Here is a 20,289-nt window from a genome sequence, read left to right on the forward strand (position 1 = left end):
TTCGCGTTTGCTGCGACCGCTAAGAGAAAATTAGTCCAGGCATGGTCCGGAAAGTGCGAAGCTGTTTTCCGGAAAGACCATGCTCAAACAACAGCCTGAAGCGCGACGATGGTCGCGTTTCAGGCCTGATCGAGACCGTAGAGCGTGTGCAGGGTGCGCACCGCAAGCTCGGTATAGGCGGTGTCGATCAAAACCGAGAATTTGATCTCGGAGGTTGTAATGGCCCGGATGTTGATATTCCGTCCGGCGAGGGCCGAGAACGCCTGGGCAGCGACGCCGGCATGGCTGCGCATGCCGCTGCCGATCACCGAGATCTTGGCGACATCGGTGGCGGTATCGAGCCGCGCATAGCCGATCTTGCCCTTGGCGGCGGTAATCGTGTCCTTGGCGCGGGTATAGTCGGCCGCCGGCACCGTGAAGGTGAGGTCGGTGGTCTTGCCGTCCTCGGAGACGTTCTGCACGATCATGTCGACATTGATGTTGGCATCCGCCAGCGGGCCGAAGATCGACGCCGCAACGCCCGGCTTGTCCTCGATCTGGCGCACCGAGATCTGGGCCTCGTCCTTGGAGAAGGCGATACCAGTGACGACGTGGCTTTCCATGATCTCCTCCTCGCTGCAGATCAGCGTGCCGGGCGGCTGGTTGGCATGCGGGTCGATATCCTCGGGCTTGTCGAAGCTCGAGCGGACGAAGATCGGCATGTTGTGGACCATGCCGAGTTCCACCGAGCGGACCTGGAGCACTTTTGCGCCCTGGGAGGCCAGTTCCAGCATGTCTTCGAATGCGATCTTGTCGAGCCTCTTGGCCTTCGGCACGATTCGCGGGTCGGTTGTGTAGACGCCATCGACATCGGTGTAGATGTCGCAGCGGTCGGCCTTGACGGCGGCGGCGATCGCCACGGCCGAGGTGTCCGAGCCGCCGCGGCCGAGCGTGGTGATGCGACCCGTCTCCGGATTGATGCCCTGGAAGCCGGCGATGACCGCGACTTCCTTGCGATCCTTGAAACGGCTGATGATCTCGCTGCCGTCGATGTCCTCGATCCGGGCCGAGGCGTGAGCATCGCTGGTCTTGATCGGGATCTGCCAGCCCTGCCAGGAGCGGGCCTGGATGCCCATGCCCTGGAGCGCGATGGCAAGCAGGCCGGATGTCACCTGTTCGCCGGAGGCGACGACGGCGTCGTATTCGCGCGCGTCGTGCATCGGCGAGGCCTCGGTGCACCAGGCCACCAGCTCGTTGGTTTTCCCGGACATCGCCGAGACGACCACGGCCACTTCGTGGCCCGCGTCGACCTCACGCTTCACATGGCGTGCGACGTTGCGGATACGTTCGATGTTGGCGACGGATGTGCCGCCGAATTTCATCACGAGGCGGCTCATGACGACGCGTGCATTCCTTCAAAGGGATCAGTATGGTGGCCCGCGCGAGACGATGCTGCGGGCACCCGACCGCGCGTATACAGAGGGGCGGGGCCGGGGGCAAGCGGGTTCCTGCTGCGGCCAATCCGGGCAATGGGTTATCAGAGGTTATGGCGCGCTATATTGACGAAATCCTGCAGCCCGGCGAGCGGGTGCTGTATTCGACCAATGCGCACTGGATTTTCTATTTTCCGGCCATCCTGGCCTGGATCGCGGCTTTCGCCCTGTTCGTCCTGTCAGGGCAGACCACGGTCAATGGGCTCCTGATTCTCTGTCTCATCGCCTCGGGCGTGGTGGCTCTGGCGGCCCTGTTCTGGACCGTGAAGGGCTGGTTCCATCGCTTCACCACCGAGACCGACGTCACCAATCTCAGGATTGTGCACAAGACCGGCTTCATCAAGCGCCGCACCTTCGAGATGGCGCTGGACAAGGTCGAGAGCGTCGATGTCAATCAGACGATTCTTGGACGTATTCTCAACTACGGCGACGTGACCATCAACGGCGTCGGCGAAGGTCGCGAAACCATCCGGACCATCGCCTCGCCGCTCGCCTTCCGTAGTTCGATCACCACGCGGTAGGACCGCGCGTAACCATGAGCATGCAGCAAAATACTTCCCTCTCCGTCAGCCCGCAGCCGGGCTCGACCGTCGACGCCGCCGAGATCGCAAAGTTCTCGAAACTCTCGGCGGAGTGGTGGGACCCCAACGGCAAGATGGCGCCGCTGCACCGGATCAACCCGCTGCGGCTCGGCTACATCCGCGACGCCGCCTGCCGCAAATTCGAGCGCAACGTGCGCAGCCTCAACTGCCTCGGCGGGCTTCGCGTGCTCGACATCGGCTGCGGCGCCGGCCTGTTGTGCGAGCCGCTGTCGCGGCTCGGAGCGCAGGTCATCGGCGTCGATCCTTCCCAGAGCAACATCGCCGCGGCCAAGCTGCACGCCGACAAGGGCCATCTTGCGATCGACTACCGCTGCACCACGGTGGAGGAGATCGACCCGCGCGAGCGCTTCGACATTGTGCTGGCGATGGAAGTGGTCGAGCACGTCGTCGATGTCGGCGTCTTCCTGAAGCGTTGCGCCGCGATGCTGAAGCCGAACGGCCTCATGGTGGTCTCGACGCTGAACCGCAACTGGAAGAGCTTCGCGCTCGCCATTGTCGGCGCCGAATACGTCCTGCGCTGGCTGCCGCGCGGCACCCACGAATGGAATAAGTTCGTCACCCCCGACGAGCTGACAAAATACCTGCTCGACAACCGCCTCGTCATCACCGAGCAGACCGGCGTGGTCTACTCACCCTTCGCCGACAAATGGACGCTCTCGTCGGACATGGACGTGAACTACATGGTGGTGGCGGAAGGGATGGTGTGAGTGAGATGCGAGTTGCGAGTCCTCTGCCGGTGTCGTCCCTGCGAAAGCAGGGACCCATAGCCACAGGCCCGTCTAGTTAGCCCAATCAGGCGCCCCGAGCATGTACTACGACTACATCCTCGCCAGCCGCCATCATGGGACGCTCTACATCGGCGTAACCAACTCTCTCCAGAAACGCCTGGAGCAGCACCGCGCCGGCAAGGGCTCGGAGTTCGTCAAGCGCTACGGCGTGCACCGCCTCGTCTACACCGAATCCTTCGAGCGAGCGGAAGAAGCGATTGCCCGCGAAAAACAGCTCAAGCGCCGGAAGCGCGACTGGAAGATCGAGCTGATCGAGCGGGAGAACCCCGAGTGGCGGGATCTAAGTGATCTGTTGGTTTGACGGTGTGACGCGGCCTAGAAAATGCTGTCGTCCCTGCGAACGCAGGGACCCATACCGCGTGATCTATCGGTAGCGAGCGGTGTTGGGTGGGCGGGTTAGCAGCTCTCACAAAACTTCTCCCTGGGGTTATGGGTCCCTGCGTGCGCAGGGACGACGGCGGAGTTTGTGACGTGACCTCAGCGATCTCTTGGTTTGACCGTGTGACGCCGCCAAGCGAACGCTGTCGTCCCTGCGAACGCAGGGACCCATACCGCGGAATCTATCGGTGGCGGACGGTGCGAGATGCGCGGGCTGGCAGTCGTCGCAAGACTTCTCCCTGGGGTTATGGGTCCCTGCGTGCGCAGGGACGACACCGAGTTTGTGGCGAGAGCATCGCTCCCATGACGTCCGTGCGGTTGACCGCGCTGGCCTCAACTTGCAGGTTGGCCGCAGTTATTTCCCGCTAATGCCCGCCCCACCCCATGCTCACCATCGCCAGCCTCTGGATTCCCTTCACCCTCGTTGCTGCGCTCGGCCAAGTCGCGCGCAATGCGATGCAGCGGTCGTTGACGAAGCCGCTGGGGACCTGGGGCGCGACCAATATCCGCTTCCTGTTCGGCTTCCCGTTTTCGGTGCTGTTCCTCGGCGTGGTGCTGGTCGCCACCGGCGATCATCTGGGCATGCCGCCGACCGTGTTCTGGCCGTGGCTCTTGCTCGGCGCGCTCAGCCAGATCGTCGCCACCGGCCTGATGCTGCTCGCCATGAACGACCGCTCCTTCGTGGTGACGACGGCGTATCTGAAGACCGAGGCGATCCAGACCGCGATCTTCGGTTTCGTCTTCCTCGGCGATCACCTGACCTGGCTGAAGGTGCTGGCGATCGTGATCGCGACCGTCGGCGTCGTCATCACCGCGCTCAGGCCCGGCGGCGAGAAGAGTTTCGCCGAACTGAAGCCGACCATCACCGGCCTCGTTGCGGCTGCCGCGTTCGCGCTGTCTGCGGTTGGCTTTCGCGGCGCGATCATCAACGTGCCCGGCGTCTCCTTCGTGACCTCGGCCTCGTTCACGCTGGTGCTCGGCCTGTTCGTGCAGACGCTTGTGCTGACGATCTATCTGCTCTGGCGCGCGCCAAAGGTGCTGCAGGCGATCCTCGGCCTGTGGAAGCCGTCGATGCTGGCCGGCTTCATGGGCGCCTTCGCCTCACAATTCTGGTTCCTGGCGTTCGCGCTGACGGCCGCCGCCAATGTCCGCACGCTCGCTCTGATCGAGGTGCTGTTCGCGCAAGCGGTGGCGTATTATTCGTTCAAGCAGCCGATCGCACCACGCGAGCTTGCAGGTATCGCGCTGATCATCATCGGTGTGGCGGTGCTGGTGGGGGCCTAGTTCCGGTCTTCCGGCAATGTCGGCAGCGGCGACACCTCGATGCCCTCGTCGATCAGCGACTTCGCCTCCTCCGGCGAGGCCTCGCCGTAGATCGGACGGTGCTCCTTGTCGCCGTAATGCATCGCGCGAGCTTCGTTGGCGAAGCGCTCGCCGACATTGTCGGCGTTCTTCACGATGTGATCGCGCAGCTCCTTCAACTTCGTGCGCAGCTCTTTCTCCTGCGCCATCAACAGCGAGGTCGGACCTGATGGCGCGGCCTCGGGCGTGGGAGTAGTGGTCGCTTCCGGCGGCGGCGTCGCGCGCCCGCGGCCCTTCTTGCCGACGATGCGCGGGGCCATGATCGCCTTGTCGACCTTGGCGGATCCGCAGATCGGGCAGGTCACGAGCTTGCGCTTCACTTGCGAATCATAGGCCGACGAGCTCTGGAACCAGCTCTCGAACGCGTGGTTTCGATCGCAATGGAGCGCGTAGCGGATCATGCTGATCCCCGCACGAGGTGCAAATGATCCGGCCCGGCCTTGGGATCGGACACGCCGAAGCGGCGGCCGTGCTGGAGCGAGGGGATCGCGCGGCGTGCGGTCTCGACCTTGGCGGGGTCGATCTGGGCCATGATGATGCCGGGCTCGACGTCGCCTTCGGCGAGGATCTCGCCCCAGGGATCGATGATCAGCGAATGGCCATAGGTCTCGCGCTTGTTCTCGTGGGTGCCTGCCTGGGCAGCTGCGAAAATGAAGCAGCCGGTCTCGATCGCGCGCGAGCGCAGCAGCACATGCCAGTGCGCTTCGCCGGTCTTGCGGGTGAAGGCGGACGGGACGGTGATGAAGTAAGCGCCGCTCTCGGCGAGGGCGCGGTAGAGCGCGGGGAAGCGCACGTCGTAGCAGATCGTCAAGCCCACGCGGCCCCAGGGCAGATCGGAGATCACCGCGGTTTCGCCCGGCTGGTAGTTGGCGGATTCGCGATAGCTCTCGCCGTCCGGCAGCTCGATATCGAACATGTGGATCTTGTCGTAGCTCGCGAGCACGTTGCCCTCGGGCCCGATCAGGAAGGAGCGGTTGACCGCCTTTTCGGCCGAGAAGCGCAGCGCCAGCGAGCCGACATGGAGATGGATCTTCAGTTCCGCCGCGAGCGCCCGGTAGGCCTTCAGCGAAGTGTCGTCCTCTTCGCTCTGCAGATGCTCGAACAGGGCCTTGCGGTTCAGCTGCATCATGTTGCTGACTTCAGGCGTTTGCACGTAGTCGGCGCCATTGGCCGCCGCCTGCCGGATCAGCTTCGTGGCTTGTTCGAGGCTCGGCCCGGGCATCAGACCCGTGCGCATCTGCACCATGGCGGCCGTAAATGTGCGGTTCTCGCTCATGAGTTGGCCTTCACACCTTCCAGCATGCCGTCAAGCTTGCCTTCGCGGTCGAGTGCGTAGAGATCGTCGCAGCCGCCGACATGAGTTCCACCGATCCAGATCTGCGGGAACGTCGAGCCCTCGCCGGCGCGGTCGTACATCTCCTCCCGCCAGGAGGGGTTCTTGGCGACGTCAAATTCGGTAAAGATTGCCTTCTTGCGGGTCAGCAGGGACCTCGCCGCGGAACAATAGCCGCAGCCCGGCCTGGTGTAGATCTCGACAGCAGAAGTCATGGCGTCCGACGCTCTCATGTCATGAAGTCATTGAATTATATGGGACGGGGGCCGCTCTCGACAACCCGGGCGAAGACCAGCACGTCGACCTGGGCGGCCTTGGCCCGGAGCAGGACCCGCGCGCAGGCATCCAGCGTCGCCCCCGACGTCAGGACGTCGTCGATCAGGACAATGCGGCGGCCCTGGATTTCGGCCTGACGGTCGGGGGATACCTGGAACGCGCCCTGCACATTGGTGGCGCGCTGGGCCCGCGACAGGCCGATCTGCTGCTCGGTGGCGCGCACCCGGCGCAGCACCTCAGCCCTCGCCTTGACCCCGCTCTGCCGCTCGATGATCTGCGCCAGGGCCCCGGACTGGTTGTAGCGGCGGCGCCAGGCCCGCCGCCAATGCAGGGGCACCGGCACCAGCATGTCGGCCCCCGCCAGCAGCTCGCCGCCCGCGCGCGCCATCCACCGGCCCATGGCGGGCGCCAGATCGGTGCGGTCCTGGTATTTCAGCGCATGCACCAGAGTGCGCGCGACGTCGTCATAGCGCACCGCTGCGCGGGCGCGCTGGTAGGCCGGCGGGCTCGCGATCGCCTCCATCGACAGCATGTCGGGGCCGGGATCATAGACGAAGGGAATGCCGAGCCGCGGGCAATAGGGCCGCTCGATGAATGACAGCCGCGCCCAGCACGAAGCGCAAACGCCCTCGCCCTCGACCGGTTCGCGGCAGGATACGCACTGCGTCGGCAGCGCGATGTCGAGCGCGAGCCGTGCCGCGCGCGACAGCGCGTGGCGGCCGGCCGTCCATGCCGCCCGGAAGGGGGCGGCGAGGGAACGGGTGGGGGCGGCGTTGGCGTCCATGCGGGAAGGCTAGCGTTCCGCTTGGCGGCGCTCAAGCGACTCATTCTCGTGCCCCGAATCTGCAGCGCCACGCCGGCGATGCGAAGCATCGCCAGGGGCGCTGCGGCGCGTCCGGGACACGAGAGGGGAGATTGCAATGACCTGCATGATCGGCGTAACCAGCGGCATGGCCCAGACCCCGCAAACCCCGCCCGCGTTGTTCGATCGCGCCTTGCTGCACGCGCGGCAGCGGCGTGCGCAGGCGCAAGATGCCGTGAGCTTCCTGCTCGATCGTGTTGCCGAGGACATGTCCGACCGGTTGGCTGCGGTGATGCGGGAGTTTCACGCCCCGGCCGATCTCTGGACGCCCGGTGAGGGGCTGGCGGAATTGCGTGCGCGGCTGCCTTCCCTCCAGCGGATCGCGCTTGATGCTGCGGGTTCAGAGGTGCTGCCCTTCGCGCCCGAAAGCCTTGATCTCGTCGTGTCCGCGCTGGCGCTGCAATTCGTCAACGATCTGCCGGGCGTGTTCGCGCAAATCCGCCGCGCGCTCAAGCCGGATGGCCTGCTGCTCGCCGCGATGATCGGCGGCGACAGCCTGACCGAGCTCCGCCAGGCCTTTGCCGCCGCGGAAGCCGAATGCGAGGGCGGCGTGTCGCCGCGCGTCGCGCCGTTCGCGGATCTGCGCGACATCGGCGCGTTGCTGCAGCGGGCGGGCTTTGCGCTGCCGGTGACCGATGTCGACCGCGTCGTGGTGCGCTATTCCAACGCATTCGCGCTGATGCAGGATCTCCGGCGCATGGGTGCTGCCAATGTGCTGATCGAGCGGCGGCGAACACCGAGCCGGCGCGCGACGCTGCTGCGGATGGCCGAGATCTACACTGAGCGCTTTGCCGATGCCGACGGCCGCATCCGCGCCACCTTCGACATCATCTGGCTCTCCGGCTGGGCCCCGCATGCGAGCCAGCAGCAGCCGCTGAAGCCGGGATCGGCGAAAGCGAGTCTGGCGGAGGCGGTGAAGAAGGCGGGGAAGACTTAGGCTACTAGCACCGTCATTCCGGGGCTCGCGCAGCGAGAACCCGGAATCTCGAGATTCCGGGTTCTCGCTGCGCGAGCCCCGGAATGACAGGGGTCTCACATCAGCAGATCAATCAAATGCGGGATCAGCGGAATGTCCGCCGGAGGCATCGGGTAGTCGCGCAGCTTGTTGGCGCGGACCCAGGCCAGGGTCTGGCCTTCGCGCGGCGTCACCTGTCCCTCCCAGCGCCGGCAGATGTAGAGCGGCATCAGGAGGTGGAAGGTCTCGTAGCCGTAGCTCGCGAAGGTCAGCGGGGCCAGGCACGGCTCGGCGACGGTGATGCCGAGCTCCTCGTGCAGCTCGCGGATCAGGCTCTGCTCCGGCCGCTCGCCCACCTCGAGCTTGCCGCCGGGAAACTCCCAGAGGCCGGCCAGCGTCTTGCCCGCGGGGCGCTGCGCGATCAGGACGCGCTTGTCGGCGTCGATCAGCGCGCAAGCCACAACCAGTGTCAGTTTCAGATCGGCCATACGTGATGTCGCTCGCTGAAGATCATCCGCAACGGTTTATTAACCCTGTTGCGGCCCGTGTTTCCGAGGTTCCCATAAGTCATATTTAATCGACGGTTCCTAGAGTGGGAACGCTTAAACCACTCCGGGCCCCAATCATGCGCGCTGCGCTTTCCACCATCATCCGCCGGTTCGTCAACGACCGGCGCGGCAATATCGCGGTGATCTTCGCGCTCGCCTGCGTCCCCCTGATCACTGCGGTCGGCTGCGCGGTCGACTACTCGCGCGCGACGCAGACCCGGGCCAAGCTTCAGGCCGCGGCCGATGCCGCCAGCGTCGGCTCGATCGCCAAGGCCTCACCAGCCTTCAAGGCCGCCGGTACCATGACGTCGGATGGGTCGATTTCCGTCGGCGTCACCGACGCCCAGAACATCTTCGACGCCAATCGCGCCAATCAGACCGGCTACACTCTCAACAGCGTCACGCCGACCGTGGTCAAAACCGGATCGACCGTCACCTCGACCGTTGCGTTCAACGCCACCATGAACACCATGTTTCTCGGCCTGATTGGCAAGTCCGCGCTGACGCTGTCCGGTACGTCGAAAGCGACGGCCAGCATGCCGCTCTATATCGATTTCTACCTTCTGCTGGACAATTCGCCGTCGATGGGTGTCGGCGCGACGCCGACCGACGTGCAGACGATGGTCAACAACACATCGGACAAGTGCGCTTTCGCCTGCCACGACCTCAAGGACAAAAACAATTACTACGACCTTGCCAAGAAGCTTGGCGTGACCACCCGGATCGACGTGCTTCGGACCGCAACGCAGTCGTTGATGGATACGGCGAGTGTGACCCAGACCTATTCAAACCAGTTCAGAATGGCGATCTATGATTTCGGCGGCTCCGCAAGCACGCTCGGCCTGCGCAATCTGTTTTCGTTGTCGGCCTCTCTCTCCAGCGCCAAGACGGCGGCGGGCAATATCGACCTGATGTCGGTGAACGGTCAGAACGAGAATAACGACCAGGACACGGCATTCACCGCGATATTCCCTGCGATCAACGGCGAGATCAGCTCCCCCGGAACCGGCACGCCGTCCAGCCCGCTCAAATATCTGTTCTTCGTCTCCGACGGGGTTGCTGACGAGAGCAATACCGGATGTCTGAAACCGCTCTCCGGCACCACGCGATGCCAATCGCCGCTCAATGCTGCGCTCTGCAAGACGATGAAGGACCGGGGCGTCAAGATTGCCGTGCTGTACACAACGTACCTCGCGCTGCCCACCAACAGCTGGTACATGAAATGGATCGCTCCGTTCAATACCGGCCCCTACGGGCCGTCGCCGAACAGCGAGATCGCGCAGAACATGCAGAGCTGCGCGTCGTCCGGGCTCTATTTCGAGGTGAGCCCGACGCAAGGCATCTCGGACGCCATGAACGCGCTGTTCAAGAAAGCTGTCGCGGACGCGCGGATTTCAGGGTGATTTGAAGCACGGCTCTCGCGCTCTCTTACCGTCACCCTGAGGTGGCCGCTCCTTCAGCGGCCCTCGAAGGGCGACGGCCCGGCTCTCTCCACGCGGCTGTAGCGGTGGCCCTGCATCCTTTGAGGCTCCCGATGGGGCGCTCCGCGCCCCATCCCTCGCACCTCAGGATGACGAAGAAGGCGTCGTGAGCCCTACGACCTGTAATCGCCGTTGATCGCGACATATTCCTTAGTGAGGTCGCAGGTCAGGACGCGGTCGCGGCCCTTGCCGAGGCCGAGCGAGACCTTGATCGCGATCTCCGGCGCCTTCATCGCTTCCGAGACCTGCGCCTCGTCATAGTCAGGATCGCGAGCGCCGCTCTTGGCGACGCGGATGCCGTTGAAGGAAATCGAGAGCTTGTCGCGATCGGCCGGCTCGCCGGCCTTGCCGACTGCCATCACGACGCGGCCCCAATTGGCGTCCTCGCCGGCGATCGCGGTCTTGACCAGCGGCGAGTTGGCGATCGACATCGCGATCTTGCGCGCGGAGGCCTTGGTCTTGGCGCCCTCGACGGTGATCTCGACCAGCTTGCGCGCGCCTTCGCCGTCGCGGGCGACCTGCTCGGCGAGGTTGGCGAGCACCTGGTTGAACGCCTTGACGAAGGCCTTCAGGCGCGGATCGCTGGCGCGGCTGATCTTCGGTGCGCCGTGCCCGGCGGCAGCGCCGGTGGCGAAGGCCAGCAGCGTGTCCGAGGTCGAGGTGTCGCCGTCGATCGTCACCGCGTTGAAGGTGTCCTCGACGCCGCTCTTGAGCAGCGCCTGCAAGGCCGCAGGCGCGATCGGTGCGTCGGTGAAGATGAAGGACAGCATCGTCGCCATGTCGGGAGCGATCATGCCGGCGCCCTTGGCCATGCCGTTGATGGTGACCTTGGCCTTGCCGAGCTTGACGGTCGCGGTCGCGACCTTCGGGAAGGTGTCGGTGGTCATGATCGCCTTGGCCGCGGCGAGGTAGTCGCCGGGCTCGGCGGCTTCAGCCAGTCGGCCCAGCACGCCGTCGAACTTGGTCGCGTCCAGCGGCTCGCCGATCACGCCGGTCGAGGCCAGGAAGATTTCGCCCTCGCTGCATCCGACCGCCTTGGCCGCGATCTTCGCGGTCAGCGCCGTGGAGGCGCGGCCGGTCTTGCCGGTGAAGGCATTGGCATTGCCGGAATTGACGACCAGCGCGCGTGCCTTGCCGCCCTTCAGCTTGCCGCGGCACCATTCCACCGGCGCGGAGGGGCATTTCGACTTGGTGAAGACGCCGGCCACGGCGGTGCCCTTGTCCATCACCGCCAGCAACACGTCGGTTCGGTTCTTGTAGCGGATGCCGGCCTCGGCCGTCGCGAGACGGATGCCCGCAATGGTGGGCATGTCGGGAACTGTTTTCGGGGCGAGCGGGGAGACGGAGGAGGACATCGCGGGGCGCCTTGGTGGGATCTGAATATGCAGATGCCCGGCCCCTCTGTGCGAAGACGCGCTTCGCGCTTGGGGCCGGGCATCACAAAGGCTTAGATACTCTTCACGTCACCGAAGTGACAGCGAATTCTTACTTCTTCGCAGGGGGCGCCATCTTGCTGTCGGAGGGCTTCGCCGCATCAGCCGGCTTGGCGTCCGCCGCCGGCTGGTCCAGCCGCTCGACCTTGGCTTCGGCGCGCAGCTTGGCGACGTAGTCGGCCTGGGCCTTGCGGGTGACGTACTGCTCGATCTGGGCCTTGACCTGCTCGAAGTCCGGCGCCTTGCGGTTGCGCTTTTCCTCGACCTTGATGACGTGCCAGCCGAACTGCGACTTGACGGGGTCGGAGATCTTGCCGGGCTCGAGCGCGAAGGCGATCGCCGAGAATTCCGGCACCATCTGCTCCTTGGTGAAGAAGCCGAGATCGCCGCCGTCGGCCGAGCCCGGATCCTTGGACTTCTTCTTGGCCAGCTCGGCGAAATCGGCGCCCTTGTCGAGCTCGGCCTTCACCGCCTTGGCCTCGTCCTCGGTCTCGACCAGGATATGGCGGGCGCGCACTTCCTGCTCGCCGGTGATCTGCTTGGAGGCCTCTTCATAGACCTTCTTCATGGCGTCGGGGGTGGTGGCGGCCTTGCCCTCGCCCGCGAGCAGGCTGTCCATCAGAAGCCGGTTGCGGGCGAATGCCAGGCGCTTCTTGAATTCCTCGCTATCGGCAACCTTCTTGTCCTCGGCAGCCTTGCTGACGATTTTCATGTCGATCAGGAAGGACAGGACGTTCTCGTCCTTGGTCGCCGGGTCCATCTGGGCGAGGCTCGGCCCGAGCTCCTCCTCGGCCATGGCGACGTCGCTCTTCTTGATTTCCGCGCCATTGACCTTCGCCAGCACCGGATCGTCGGCGGCCCGGAGCGGGCCTGCGAACGCCAGGGACAGCGCCAGAGCGAGGCTGCCAGCCAGGGCGGACGCACTGCGGAAACGCTGGCCGGTGGTTACCGGGAACGAGGTGGTCATGGAAAATCCTTATGTTGAAGCAGGGGGCTGCTCGAGCGGGGCGGACACTCGCCCAATACAGGGGGGCTTGGCAACGCGAAAAGTCTGTCAAAATGATGAATTAGCCGCAATGCGCCCGCCGTTGACAAGGCCCTGACCGGGCCATATCTCTGCCCGGTCGCGACCATGGCGATGGCGTTTATTTTGCTGCGTTTTTGGCCGTTGAACCCAGACTTGCCCAATTCCCACCCATATGGCGGATGACCCCCGCAGTCCGGGCTCTGACGCCACGAGGCGTCACGGTGAGTTGATAGGCAGGCGGGTGACAACTTCTTAGGTCAACGCGGTTGAATCGCGAACACAGGAACCAGGCATGATCGGCGCGCTCGCCCGCAAGTTTTTCGGCTCCGCCAACGACCGGCGGGTGAAGGGATATCAGTCCCGCGTCAACGCGATCAACGCGCTGGAAGGAGAGGTCTCGAAGCTCTCCGACGAGGCGCTCAAGGCCCGCACCGCCGACTTCAAGAAACAGCTCGCCGAGGGCAAGACGCTGGACGACCTGCTGGTCCCCGCCTTCGCCACCGTGCGCGAGGCCGCCAAGCGCACGCTCGGCCAGCGCCATTTCGATGTCCAGCTGATCGGCGGCATGGTGCTGCATGAGGGCGACATCGCCGAGATGAAGACCGGCGAAGGCAAGACGCTGGTCGCGACCCTCGCGGTCTACCTCAATGCGCTCGCCGGCAAGGGCGTCCACGTCGTCACCGTCAACGATTACCTCGCCCGCCGCGACTCCGGCTGGATGGGCCAGATCTACGGCTTCCTGGGCATGACCACGGGCGTGATCGTGCACGGCCTCGACGATGCCGAGCGCAAGGCGGCCTATGCCTGCGACATCACCTACGGCACCAACAACGAATACGGCTTCGACTATCTGCGCGACAACATGAAGTACCGGCTGGAGGACATGGTCCAGCGCCCGCACTTCTTCGCCATCGTCGACGAGGTCGATTCCATCCTGATCGACGAAGCGCGCACGCCGCTGATCATCTCCGGTCCGCTCGACGACCGCTCCGATTTCTACAACACCATCGACGGCTTCCTGCCCAAGCTCGACAAGACCGACTACGAGGTCGACGAGAAGCAGCGCACGGTGACGCTGACCGAAGCCGGCATGGAGAAGATCGAGACCCTGCTGCGCGATGCCGGCCAGCTCAAGGGCGAGTCGCTCTACGACGTCGAGAACGTCTCCGTCGTGCACCACATCAACCAGGCGCTGCGCGCGCACACGCTGTTCACGCGCGACAAGGACTACATCGTGCGCGACGACGAGGTCGTCATCATCGACGAGTTCACCGGACGCATGATGCAGGGCCGCCGCTATTCCGAAGGTCTGCACCAGGCGCTGGAAGCCAAGGAGCACGTGCAGGTTCAGCCGGAAAACCAGACCCTGGCCTCGATCACGTTCCAGAACTATTTCCGGATGTACGAGAAGCTCGCCGGCATGACCGGCACGGCGTTGACCGAAGCCGACGAGCTCTTCGACATCTACAAGCTCGAAGTCGTTGAGATCCCGACCAACGTGCCGATCGGCCGCCTCGACGAGGACGACGAGGTTTATCGCACCCACAAGGAAAAATACGCGGCCATTCTCGCCGAGATCGAGCGGGCCAATTCGCGGCTCCAGCCGGTGCTGGTCGGCACGGCGTCGATCGAGAAGTCGGAAGTGCTGGCCGAGTTTCTGAAGCAGAACGGCTACAAGCAGATCGATTTCGGCAAGGAGAACGCGCTCGACAAGCTTTACGCTGCCGCCCGCGCCGGCAAGCCGGCGAAACTGTTCGCGGTGCTGAATGCGCGCTTCCACGAGCAGGAAGCTTATATCGTCGCGGAAGCCGGCGTGCCCGGCGCGATCACGATCGCGACCAACATGGCCGGCCGCGGTACCGACATCAAGCTCGGCGGCTCGCTCGAGATGCGCATCCCGAAGGAGACCGCGGGCATCGAGGACGAGGCCGAGAAGGCCAGGAAGATCGAGCAGATCAAGGCCGACGTCGAGCGCTTCCGCGAGATCGTGCTGAAGGCGGAAGAGATCGTCGAGATCGAGCCGGCGAAGGGCAACAAGCCCGCCAAGACCGTGACCAAGCCCGGCGGCCTCTACATCATGGGCTCCGAGCGCCACGAATCCCGCCGTATCGACAATCAGCTGCGCGGCCGTTCCGGCCGTCAGGGCGATCCCGGCCGCTCGAAATTCTTCCTGTCGCTGGAAGACGATCTGATGCGCATCTTCGGCTCGGATCGCCTCGACAGCATGCTCCAGCGTCTCGGCCTGCAAGAGGGCGAGGCCATCATCCATCCCTGGATCAACAAGGCGCTCGAGAAGGCGCAGCAGAAGGTCGAGGCGCGCAACTTCGACATCCGCAAGAATCTCTTGAAGTTCGACAACGTCCAGAACGACCAGCGCAAGGTGATCTTCGACCAGCGCGTCGACCTGATGAAGGACGAGAGCGTCGCCGAGACCGTCACCGACATGCGCCACGCCTTCATCGACGACCTCGTCGCCAAGCACGTGCCCGAGCATGCCTATGCCGAGCAGTGGGACGTCGCCGGCCTGAAGGACGAATTGAAGCGCGTGCTCGATCTCGACCTGCCGGTCGACGACTGGGCCAAGGAAGAGGGCATCGCCGACGAGGAGCTGCTGACGCGCATCGAGACCAAGGCCGACGAGCACATGGCGGCCAAGGTGGCGCAATGGGGTCCCGACGTGATGCGTTACGTCGAGAAGACCATCCTGCTGCAGACGCTCGACCATCTCTGGCGCGAGCATCTGATCATGCTCGACCATCTGCGCCAGGTCATTGGCCTGCGCGGTTACGGCCAGCGCGATCCCCTGCAGGAGTACAAGACCGAAGCCTTCAATCTCTTCCAGGAGATGAGTGCTCACTTGCGCGAGGCGGTCACGGCGCAGCTGATGCGGGTCGAGATCGTCCCGCCCGAGCAGGAAGCGCCCGTGCTGCCGCCGATGGAGGCGCACAAGTTCGATCCGAACACCGGCGAGGACGAAATGGCGCTCGCCAGCGTCACGCTCGGCGCCCAGACCTCCGACGCCGCGCTGCGCGATCCGAAGAACCCGGCAAGCTGGGGCAAGGTCGGCCGCAACGAGGACTGCCCCTGCGGCTCAGGCAAGAAGTACAAGCACTGCCACGGGCGGTATGCTTGATCGATGATCTCAAGACCCAGCGAACTCGCGGTGCTGTATTGGCCTACGAGTTCGCGAGGGGTTGAAATGCTTCCGATCCATATGGTGCCTGCTGATCTTTAGGGCGCATCACGAATGGTAGGCCCACGTCATCGAGGATGGCTGGCTTACATTTGTCAGGCGGTCTGGCATCCGTCACGCGCGGCTGAGCACGCTTTGGCCACCTGGCAACCGGCCCCGATGCTGAGCGAACAGGCGAGAAGCATCGCGCTGTTGCATGCGCGTGACCTTGCGGCGCCTGTTCCTGTGATCACTTCCGAGTGCTGTTGCTGCAGATTGTCGGCGGCCACTCGCTCCCCCGGCCGCGCAGCTGAAGCCCGAAAGCCGATGGTCAAAGCGCGGCATCGTGTCTCGGAGAACACCTGCGGGTAGATCATCCAATCTTTTGCCACTGCTCATTGTGATCTGGATCACCTCTACCGAGCTCGATCCGTGTTTTGATTGAATCACAATACGCGGCCCGAAAATTGGGAGCCAGACAATGTCCAAACGCGCGCTGCCAACCACCTTTTGTGTTCTTGCCCTGAGTTTCTACGCTTGCGATTCCGCACCTGCGAGCCAAGTGGGCGGATGGTGGGGCGGAACATGGTCGTGCAACATAGACGGCCGGCCGGCCCGGATGAAATGGGCCGCCGTTGATGACAGTCAGACAAGCTGCAGCGGCGGCACTTGCACCAGCAGCTCGGGAGCACGCTGGGCAGGCAACTTCTCAGATAATGGCTCGCGATGGGTGAAGTTAACAAATCCACGCAGCGGAACGCAGGGCGGCGTATACTTCAACCATGCCGATGGCAATAAATGGTATCTAGCCAAACCGGTCAGCAACAAGTCCGTGGGCTGGACGACATGGAACGGCCAACGCTATCGCCTCTCGTGCTGGCGATGATGCAATCATGCGGCGCCTGCTCATTCCGCCTGGACTCAAGGGCGAGCCTTGAGAATTGAATAAGGCCCGGATGCGCTCTGTGAGCGCCACCAAGCCGGCGTGACCAGCGCGCGTGCTTTTCATGGAGGTCCTCTCCATGCATTGAATGGCAGACGAGTGTGTCGGCTCCGCAAGGCGCCTACGCTCCAATTCACGAGGTCTAATTCGAACTATCGATCAAGCTCTCCAGCAGCCGCTTCAATTCGCTCGTCGATTTGTCGCCGTAGCTCTCGAGGATGTGCTCCTCCTGGTCGACCGCGAGCGAGTTGAGCTTCTTGCACAGCACCTTGCCGCGGTCGGAGATGAACATCAGCACCTTGCGGCGGTCGCCCGGGTCCTGCACGCGATAGACCAGCGTGTCGGAGACCATGCGGTCGATCATCTTGGTCAGCGTCGGATGGTTGAGCAGCACGGCGCCCGCAAGCTCGCCCATCGAATGGCCGTTGCCATCCGACAGCACCTTGAGGATGCGCCACTGCTCGACCGGCACGCCTTCCTTGCTCAACCGCAGTTCGAGCTGCCGGTTGATCTCCCGGTTAGCTTGCGCGAGCAGGTAAGCGAGGTGTTCGGTGATCGGGGTGTTTTCTTTCGACGGTTTTGCCACGGCTAAGACTTCGTCTTGACCCAATTGAGTGAATGTCTTGCAATCAATGCTGCATCTATATGCACTTCAATTCTTGAATATTCAATATTTTCAAAATAGGATCATTGCACAACAAAAGGGCGGAAGCCGCGGCCGCCTGCTCAATGTGCTTTCAGGTCTGGTGCCAGACAGGAGTTGGCGTGCGCGCGACGGTAAACTTCCCGGCTCATGGCGGTCCGGCGTTGCCACCGTCTTTGCTGTTCAGGAATCTGTCGTCCGCGGCAGCGGATTTCGACCTATCGCCATTTGACATCCACGTCATGAAACGCCGCGGCGCCCGCAACAAGCTGCGCATCGGCAATTTCCTCACTTTCACCGGCTCGCCCGGAATCTGGGGCCCGACCTCCACCAACAGCGCCATGCTGGCGGTCGCCGAGATCAACAAGCGCGGCGGCATATTGGGGCGCGAGCTCGAACTCTCGATCTACGATTCCGGCGGCCCGATCGAAGACGTCGTGCGGCGCGCCGAGCAGGCCATCGCCTTCGACGAGGTCGACCTGATCATGGGCTCGCATATCAGCGCCGTCCGTGTTGCCCTGCGCAAGGTCACCGGCAACCGCATCCCCTACATCTACACTCCCGTCTATGAAGGCGGCGAGCGCACGCCGGGCGTGATGGCGATCGGCGAGACGCCGCGCTGGCAGAGCCGTCCCTCGATCCACTGGCTCGCCGACGTCAAGAAGGCGGCGCGCTGGTACCTGATCGGCAGCGACTATGTCTGGCCCTGGCAGTCGCATCGCGCGGTGAAGCGCTACATCAAGGAGGCCGGCGGCCAGGTCGTCGGCGAGGAGTTCGTCCCGGTCGGCGAGGACAATCACGAGCCGCATCTGGCGCGCATCCGCGCAGCCAAGCCCGATGTCGTGCTGATCTCGCTGATCGGCACCGACAGCATCACTTTCAACCGCGCCTTCGCGGAAGCCAGCCTTGCGACGTCGACGCTGCGACTTGCCGGCGCGATGGACGAGACCGTGCTGCTCGGCATCGGTGCCGACAACACCGAGAATTTGTTCTGCGCCTCCGGCTATTTCAACTGCATGGCCTCGCGTGCCAATGACGAGTTCCTCAGCGGCTACCAGGCCATGTTCGGCCCGCACGCGCCGCCGGTCGGCTCGGTCGGCCAATCGAACTATGAAGGGCTGCGGTTCCTGGAGTCGGTGGCCAACCGTGCCGGCTCGCTGGCCTTTCGTCCGCTGCTGAAAGCCGCACGCAACACCGTTTACTCGGCGGGCCGCGGTCCCGTGGTTCTTCGCGACGGGCGCGCCGAGATGCCGATGTACCTCGCTGAAGCCGACGGTCTCGACTTCAAGATCATCAAGACGCTTTGAGGAGCGGCTGTTGATACGTCGCAGCGGATTTGCGAAATAATACTTGAAAAGGAAAATATTTCCGTCTGTAATATCGCCACGGAGCCGAACGGCCCGCGCTTGTGCAGGCGCGACCGCGAGACTCCGTCCAACGCCAGGGATCAAGAAGCCTCAGAGGAGAGCGCCGTGACAGTTGTCCTTCCCACTCCCGCCCAACTTCGCAGTGTCGCCGAGCAATGCGGCCTTTCGCTCACCGACGACGACGTCACCTCGTTCCGTGGCCTGATGCAGGGCTCGATCGAGGCCTACAATCTCGTCGCCGCGATGCCGGACGAACTGCCCGAGGTGAAATATCCGCGCACCCCGGGCTATCGCCCCTCGGCTGAAGAGAACCCGCGCAACGCCTGGTATCGCAAGTCGACCGTGAAGGGCGCCGCCAGCGGCAAGCTCAAGGGCAAGACCATCGCGCTGAAAGACAACATCATGCTGGCCGGCGTTCCCATGACGAATGGCTCGTCGACGCTGGAAGGCTATGTGCCCGATTTCGACGCCACCATCGTCACGCGCATGCTGGATGCCGGCGCCGAGATCGCCGGCAAGGTGCATTGCGAGCACTTCTGCCTGTCCGGCGGCAGCCACACCGGGTCCTACGGGCCGGTGCACAATCCGCACAAGATGGGCTACTCGGCCGGCGGCTCGTCGTCGGGCTCGGGCGTCGTGGTCGCGCTCGGCGAGGTCGACATGGCGATCGGCGGCGATCAGGGCGGCTCGATCCGCATGCCGTCCTCGTTCTGCGGCATCTACGGCATGAAGCCGACCTGGGGCCTCGTCCCCTACACCGGCATCATGCCGATCGAGATCTATGTCGACCATACCGGGCCGATGACGGCGACGGTCGCCGACAATGCGCTGCTGCTCGAAGTGCTCGCCGGCGACGACGGCTACGATCCGCGCATCAAGTCGCCGAAGGTCGAGGAGTACACCAAGGCGCTCGGCCAGGGCGTCAAGGGCATGAAGATCGGCATCGTCAAGGAAGGCTTTGAGCAGCCGACGGCCGAGGCCGCGGTGAATGAAAGCGTGCGCGAGGCGGCGAAACGCTTCAAGGATTTGGGCGCCACCGTCGAGACGGTGTCGATCCCGATGCATCTGCTGGGCGGCGCGATCTGGACGCCGATCGGCACCGAAGGCCTGACCCAGACCATGATGTTCGGCGACGGCTATGGCCTGTCCCGCGGCGATCTCTATTCGACCTCGCTGATGGATTTCCACCGCGGCTGGCGCCGCCAGGCCGATTCGCTGTCCGAGACCACGAAATTGTTCATGATGCTCGGCACCTACATCAACAACAATTTCGGTCCACGCTTCTACGGCAAGGCGCTCAACATCTCGCGCCGGCTGACCGCGGCCTACGACAAGGCGTTCGGCGATTACGATCTGCTGCTGATGCCGACCACGCCGATGAAGGCGACCAAGCTGCCGGAGCCCAATGCCAGCCGCGAGGAATACGTTGCCCGCGCGCTCGAGATGATCTCCAACACCGCGCCGTTCGACATCACCCATCATCCCGCGATGTCGCTGCCCTGCGGCATGGTCGACGGCCTGCCGGTCGGCCTGATGCTGGTCGGCCGGATGTTCGAGGAATCCACCATCTACCGTGCCGCCCACGCCTTCGAGCAGATCGGCGACTGGAAGAAGATGTGAGCGGGTATTGATGCAGACGGACGGAAG

20 protein-coding genes are annotated in these 20,289 nt (G+C 64.0%); 11 read left to right on the top strand and 9 right to left on the bottom strand.

What is annotated here, in order from left to right:
- Positions 1-119 precede the first annotated feature (119 nt).
- Positions 120-1,376: an aspartate kinase gene (locus GGD62_RS36410; RefSeq protein WP_018320542.1), complete on the bottom strand. Its 1,257-nt coding sequence runs from the start codon at positions 1,374-1,376 to the stop codon at positions 120-122.
- 149 nt (positions 1,377-1,525) lie between these two features.
- Between GGD62_RS36410 and GGD62_RS36415 the strand changes: the two genes are divergently transcribed.
- From GGD62_RS36415 to GGD62_RS36430, 4 genes are all read left to right on the top strand, one after another.
- Positions 1,526-1,993, top strand: a complete 468-nt coding sequence (locus tag GGD62_RS36415; protein ID WP_018320543.1) for a PH domain-containing protein — start codon at positions 1,526-1,528, stop codon at positions 1,991-1,993.
- A 14-nt stretch (positions 1,994-2,007) separates the two neighbouring features.
- Positions 2,008-2,781 carry a bifunctional 2-polyprenyl-6-hydroxyphenol methylase/3-demethylubiquinol 3-O-methyltransferase UbiG gene (gene ubiG, locus GGD62_RS36420; RefSeq protein WP_018320544.1) on the top strand — a complete coding sequence of 258 codons (774 nt, stop codon included), beginning with the start codon at positions 2,008-2,010 and terminating at the stop codon, positions 2,779-2,781.
- 100 nt (positions 2,782-2,881) lie between these two features.
- Positions 2,882-3,163 carry a GIY-YIG nuclease family protein gene (locus GGD62_RS36425; RefSeq protein WP_183237823.1) on the top strand — a complete coding sequence of 94 codons (282 nt, stop codon included), beginning with the start codon at positions 2,882-2,884 and terminating at the stop codon, positions 3,161-3,163.
- A gap of 461 nt (positions 3,164-3,624) precedes the next feature.
- Entirely contained in the window at positions 3,625-4,524 is a 900-nt protein-coding gene (locus tag GGD62_RS36430) for an EamA family transporter (RefSeq protein ID WP_018320546.1), read from the top strand.
- On the opposite strand, the gene GGD62_RS36435 is transcribed toward GGD62_RS36430, so the two are convergent.
- The 4 genes from GGD62_RS36435 to GGD62_RS36450 are packed head-to-tail and all read right to left on the bottom strand — an operon-like array spanning position 4,521 to position 6,995.
- Positions 4,521-5,003, bottom strand: a complete 483-nt coding sequence (locus GGD62_RS36435) for a DUF1178 family protein (protein WP_018320547.1) — start codon at positions 5,001-5,003, stop codon at positions 4,521-4,523. The genes GGD62_RS36430 and GGD62_RS36435 overlap by 4 nt on opposite strands.
- Positions 5,000-5,878, bottom strand: a complete 879-nt coding sequence (locus tag GGD62_RS36440) for a carbon-nitrogen hydrolase family protein (RefSeq protein WP_018320548.1) — start codon at positions 5,876-5,878, stop codon at positions 5,000-5,002. Before GGD62_RS36440 ends, GGD62_RS36435 begins: the two co-directional genes overlap by 4 nt.
- Complete coding sequence (gene grxC / locus GGD62_RS36445) at positions 5,875-6,150, bottom strand: glutaredoxin 3 (protein WP_018320549.1); 276 nt, start codon at positions 6,148-6,150, stop codon at positions 5,875-5,877. The genes GGD62_RS36440 and grxC overlap by 4 nt, the downstream gene beginning before the upstream one ends.
- Positions 6,151-6,185: 35 nt before the next feature.
- On the bottom strand, positions 6,186-6,995 hold the full coding sequence (locus tag GGD62_RS36450) for a ComF family protein (RefSeq protein ID WP_179732200.1): 810 nt from the start codon (positions 6,993-6,995) through the stop codon (positions 6,186-6,188).
- Between the two features lie 145 nt (positions 6,996-7,140).
- Between GGD62_RS36450 and GGD62_RS36455 the strand changes: the two genes are divergently transcribed.
- Positions 7,141-8,010, top strand: coding sequence for a methyltransferase domain-containing protein (locus tag GGD62_RS36455; RefSeq protein WP_177237385.1), 870 nt, complete (start codon positions 7,141-7,143; stop codon positions 8,008-8,010).
- Between the two features lie 95 nt (positions 8,011-8,105).
- Here GGD62_RS36455 and mutT read toward each other — a convergent pair whose 3' ends face one another.
- Positions 8,106-8,516 (bottom strand): 8-oxo-dGTP diphosphatase MutT, encoded by a 411-nt coding sequence (gene mutT / locus GGD62_RS36460; RefSeq protein ID WP_018320552.1) that lies wholly within the window; start codon positions 8,514-8,516, stop codon positions 8,106-8,108.
- Between the two features lie 137 nt (positions 8,517-8,653).
- Between mutT and GGD62_RS36465 the strand changes: the two genes are divergently transcribed.
- Positions 8,654-9,979, top strand: a complete 1,326-nt coding sequence (locus GGD62_RS36465; RefSeq protein ID WP_018320553.1) for a TadE/TadG family type IV pilus assembly protein — start codon at positions 8,654-8,656, stop codon at positions 9,977-9,979.
- 191 nt (positions 9,980-10,170) lie between these two features.
- Here GGD62_RS36465 and argJ read toward each other — a convergent pair whose 3' ends face one another.
- Both argJ and GGD62_RS36475 read right to left on the bottom strand, forming a co-directional pair.
- Positions 10,171-11,412 (bottom strand): bifunctional glutamate N-acetyltransferase/amino-acid acetyltransferase ArgJ, encoded by a 1,242-nt coding sequence (gene argJ, locus GGD62_RS36470; RefSeq protein WP_183713287.1) that lies wholly within the window; start codon positions 11,410-11,412, stop codon positions 10,171-10,173.
- A 130-nt stretch (positions 11,413-11,542) separates the two neighbouring features.
- Complete coding sequence (locus GGD62_RS36475; protein WP_092261324.1) at positions 11,543-12,457, bottom strand: peptidylprolyl isomerase; 915 nt, start codon at positions 12,455-12,457, stop codon at positions 11,543-11,545.
- 352 nt (positions 12,458-12,809) lie between these two features.
- On the opposite strand from GGD62_RS36475, the gene secA reads away from it, so the two are divergent.
- Positions 12,810-15,650, top strand: a complete 2,841-nt coding sequence (gene secA, locus GGD62_RS36480; protein WP_092261323.1) for a preprotein translocase subunit SecA — start codon at positions 12,810-12,812, stop codon at positions 15,648-15,650.
- 520 nt (positions 15,651-16,170) lie between these two features.
- Positions 16,171-16,575: a DUF6006 family protein gene (locus tag GGD62_RS41940; RefSeq protein ID WP_409333982.1), complete on the top strand. Its 405-nt coding sequence runs from the start codon at positions 16,171-16,173 to the stop codon at positions 16,573-16,575.
- Between the two features lie 199 nt (positions 16,576-16,774).
- Here GGD62_RS41940 and GGD62_RS36485 read toward each other — a convergent pair whose 3' ends face one another.
- Positions 16,775-17,218 carry a MarR family winged helix-turn-helix transcriptional regulator gene (locus GGD62_RS36485; RefSeq protein WP_018320557.1) on the bottom strand — a complete coding sequence of 148 codons (444 nt, stop codon included), beginning with the start codon at positions 17,216-17,218 and terminating at the stop codon, positions 16,775-16,777.
- Positions 17,219-17,255: 37 nt separating this feature from the next.
- Between GGD62_RS36485 and GGD62_RS41185 the strand changes: the two genes are divergently transcribed.
- From GGD62_RS41185 to GGD62_RS36500, 3 genes are all read left to right on the top strand, one after another.
- Positions 17,256-17,507: a hypothetical protein gene (locus GGD62_RS41185; protein ID WP_179731495.1), complete on the top strand. Its 252-nt coding sequence runs from the start codon at positions 17,256-17,258 to the stop codon at positions 17,505-17,507.
- Positions 17,398-18,582 carry a substrate-binding domain-containing protein gene (locus GGD62_RS36495; protein ID WP_183237829.1) on the top strand — a complete coding sequence of 395 codons (1,185 nt, stop codon included), beginning with the start codon at positions 17,398-17,400 and terminating at the stop codon, positions 18,580-18,582. The genes GGD62_RS41185 and GGD62_RS36495 overlap by 110 nt, the downstream gene beginning before the upstream one ends.
- A gap of 165 nt (positions 18,583-18,747) precedes the next feature.
- Positions 18,748-20,262, top strand: coding sequence for an amidase (locus tag GGD62_RS36500; protein ID WP_183713290.1), 1,515 nt, complete (start codon positions 18,748-18,750; stop codon positions 20,260-20,262).
- The last annotated feature ends 27 nt before the right edge of the window (positions 20,263-20,289 follow it).

It is taken from the genome of Bradyrhizobium sp. ERR14 (assembly GCF_014198235.1).
Taxonomy (GTDB): Bacteria; Pseudomonadota; Alphaproteobacteria; order Rhizobiales; family Xanthobacteraceae; genus Bradyrhizobium.

Bases quoted from the DNA above. Each gene is read 5' to 3' on its own strand.
- GGD62_RS36410 (WP_018320542.1), bottom strand. From the start codon at position 1,376: ATGAGCCGCCTCGTGATGAAATTCGGCGGCACATCCGTCGCCAACATC.
- GGD62_RS36415 (WP_018320543.1), top strand. From the start codon at position 1,526: ATGGCGCGCTATATTGACGAAATCCTGCAGCCCGGCGAGCGGGTGCTG.
- ubiG (WP_018320544.1), top strand. From the start codon at position 2,008: ATGAGCATGCAGCAAAATACTTCCCTCTCCGTCAGCCCGCAGCCGGGC.
- GGD62_RS36425 (WP_183237823.1), top strand. From the start codon at position 2,882: ATGTACTACGACTACATCCTCGCCAGCCGCCATCATGGGACGCTCTAC.
- GGD62_RS36430 (WP_018320546.1), top strand. From the start codon at position 3,625: ATGCTCACCATCGCCAGCCTCTGGATTCCCTTCACCCTCGTTGCTGCG.
- GGD62_RS36435 (WP_018320547.1), bottom strand. From the start codon at position 5,003: ATGATCCGCTACGCGCTCCATTGCGATCGAAACCACGCGTTCGAGAGC.
- GGD62_RS36440 (WP_018320548.1), bottom strand. From the start codon at position 5,878: ATGAGCGAGAACCGCACATTTACGGCCGCCATGGTGCAGATGCGCACG.
- grxC (WP_018320549.1), bottom strand. From the start codon at position 6,150: ATGACTTCTGCTGTCGAGATCTACACCAGGCCGGGCTGCGGCTATTGT.
- GGD62_RS36450 (WP_179732200.1), bottom strand. From the start codon at position 6,995: ATGGACGCCAACGCCGCCCCCACCCGTTCCCTCGCCGCCCCCTTCCGG.
- GGD62_RS36455 (WP_177237385.1), top strand. From the start codon at position 7,141: ATGATCGGCGTAACCAGCGGCATGGCCCAGACCCCGCAAACCCCGCCC.
- mutT (WP_018320552.1), bottom strand. From the start codon at position 8,516: ATGGCCGATCTGAAACTGACACTGGTTGTGGCTTGCGCGCTGATCGAC.
- GGD62_RS36465 (WP_018320553.1), top strand. From the start codon at position 8,654: ATGCGCGCTGCGCTTTCCACCATCATCCGCCGGTTCGTCAACGACCGG.
- argJ (WP_183713287.1), bottom strand. From the start codon at position 11,412: ATGTCCTCCTCCGTCTCCCCGCTCGCCCCGAAAACAGTTCCCGACATG.
- GGD62_RS36475 (WP_092261324.1), bottom strand. From the start codon at position 12,457: ATGACCACCTCGTTCCCGGTAACCACCGGCCAGCGTTTCCGCAGTGCG.
- secA (WP_092261323.1), top strand. From the start codon at position 12,810: ATGATCGGCGCGCTCGCCCGCAAGTTTTTCGGCTCCGCCAACGACCGG.
- GGD62_RS41940 (WP_409333982.1), top strand. From the start codon at position 16,171: ATGTCCAAACGCGCGCTGCCAACCACCTTTTGTGTTCTTGCCCTGAGT.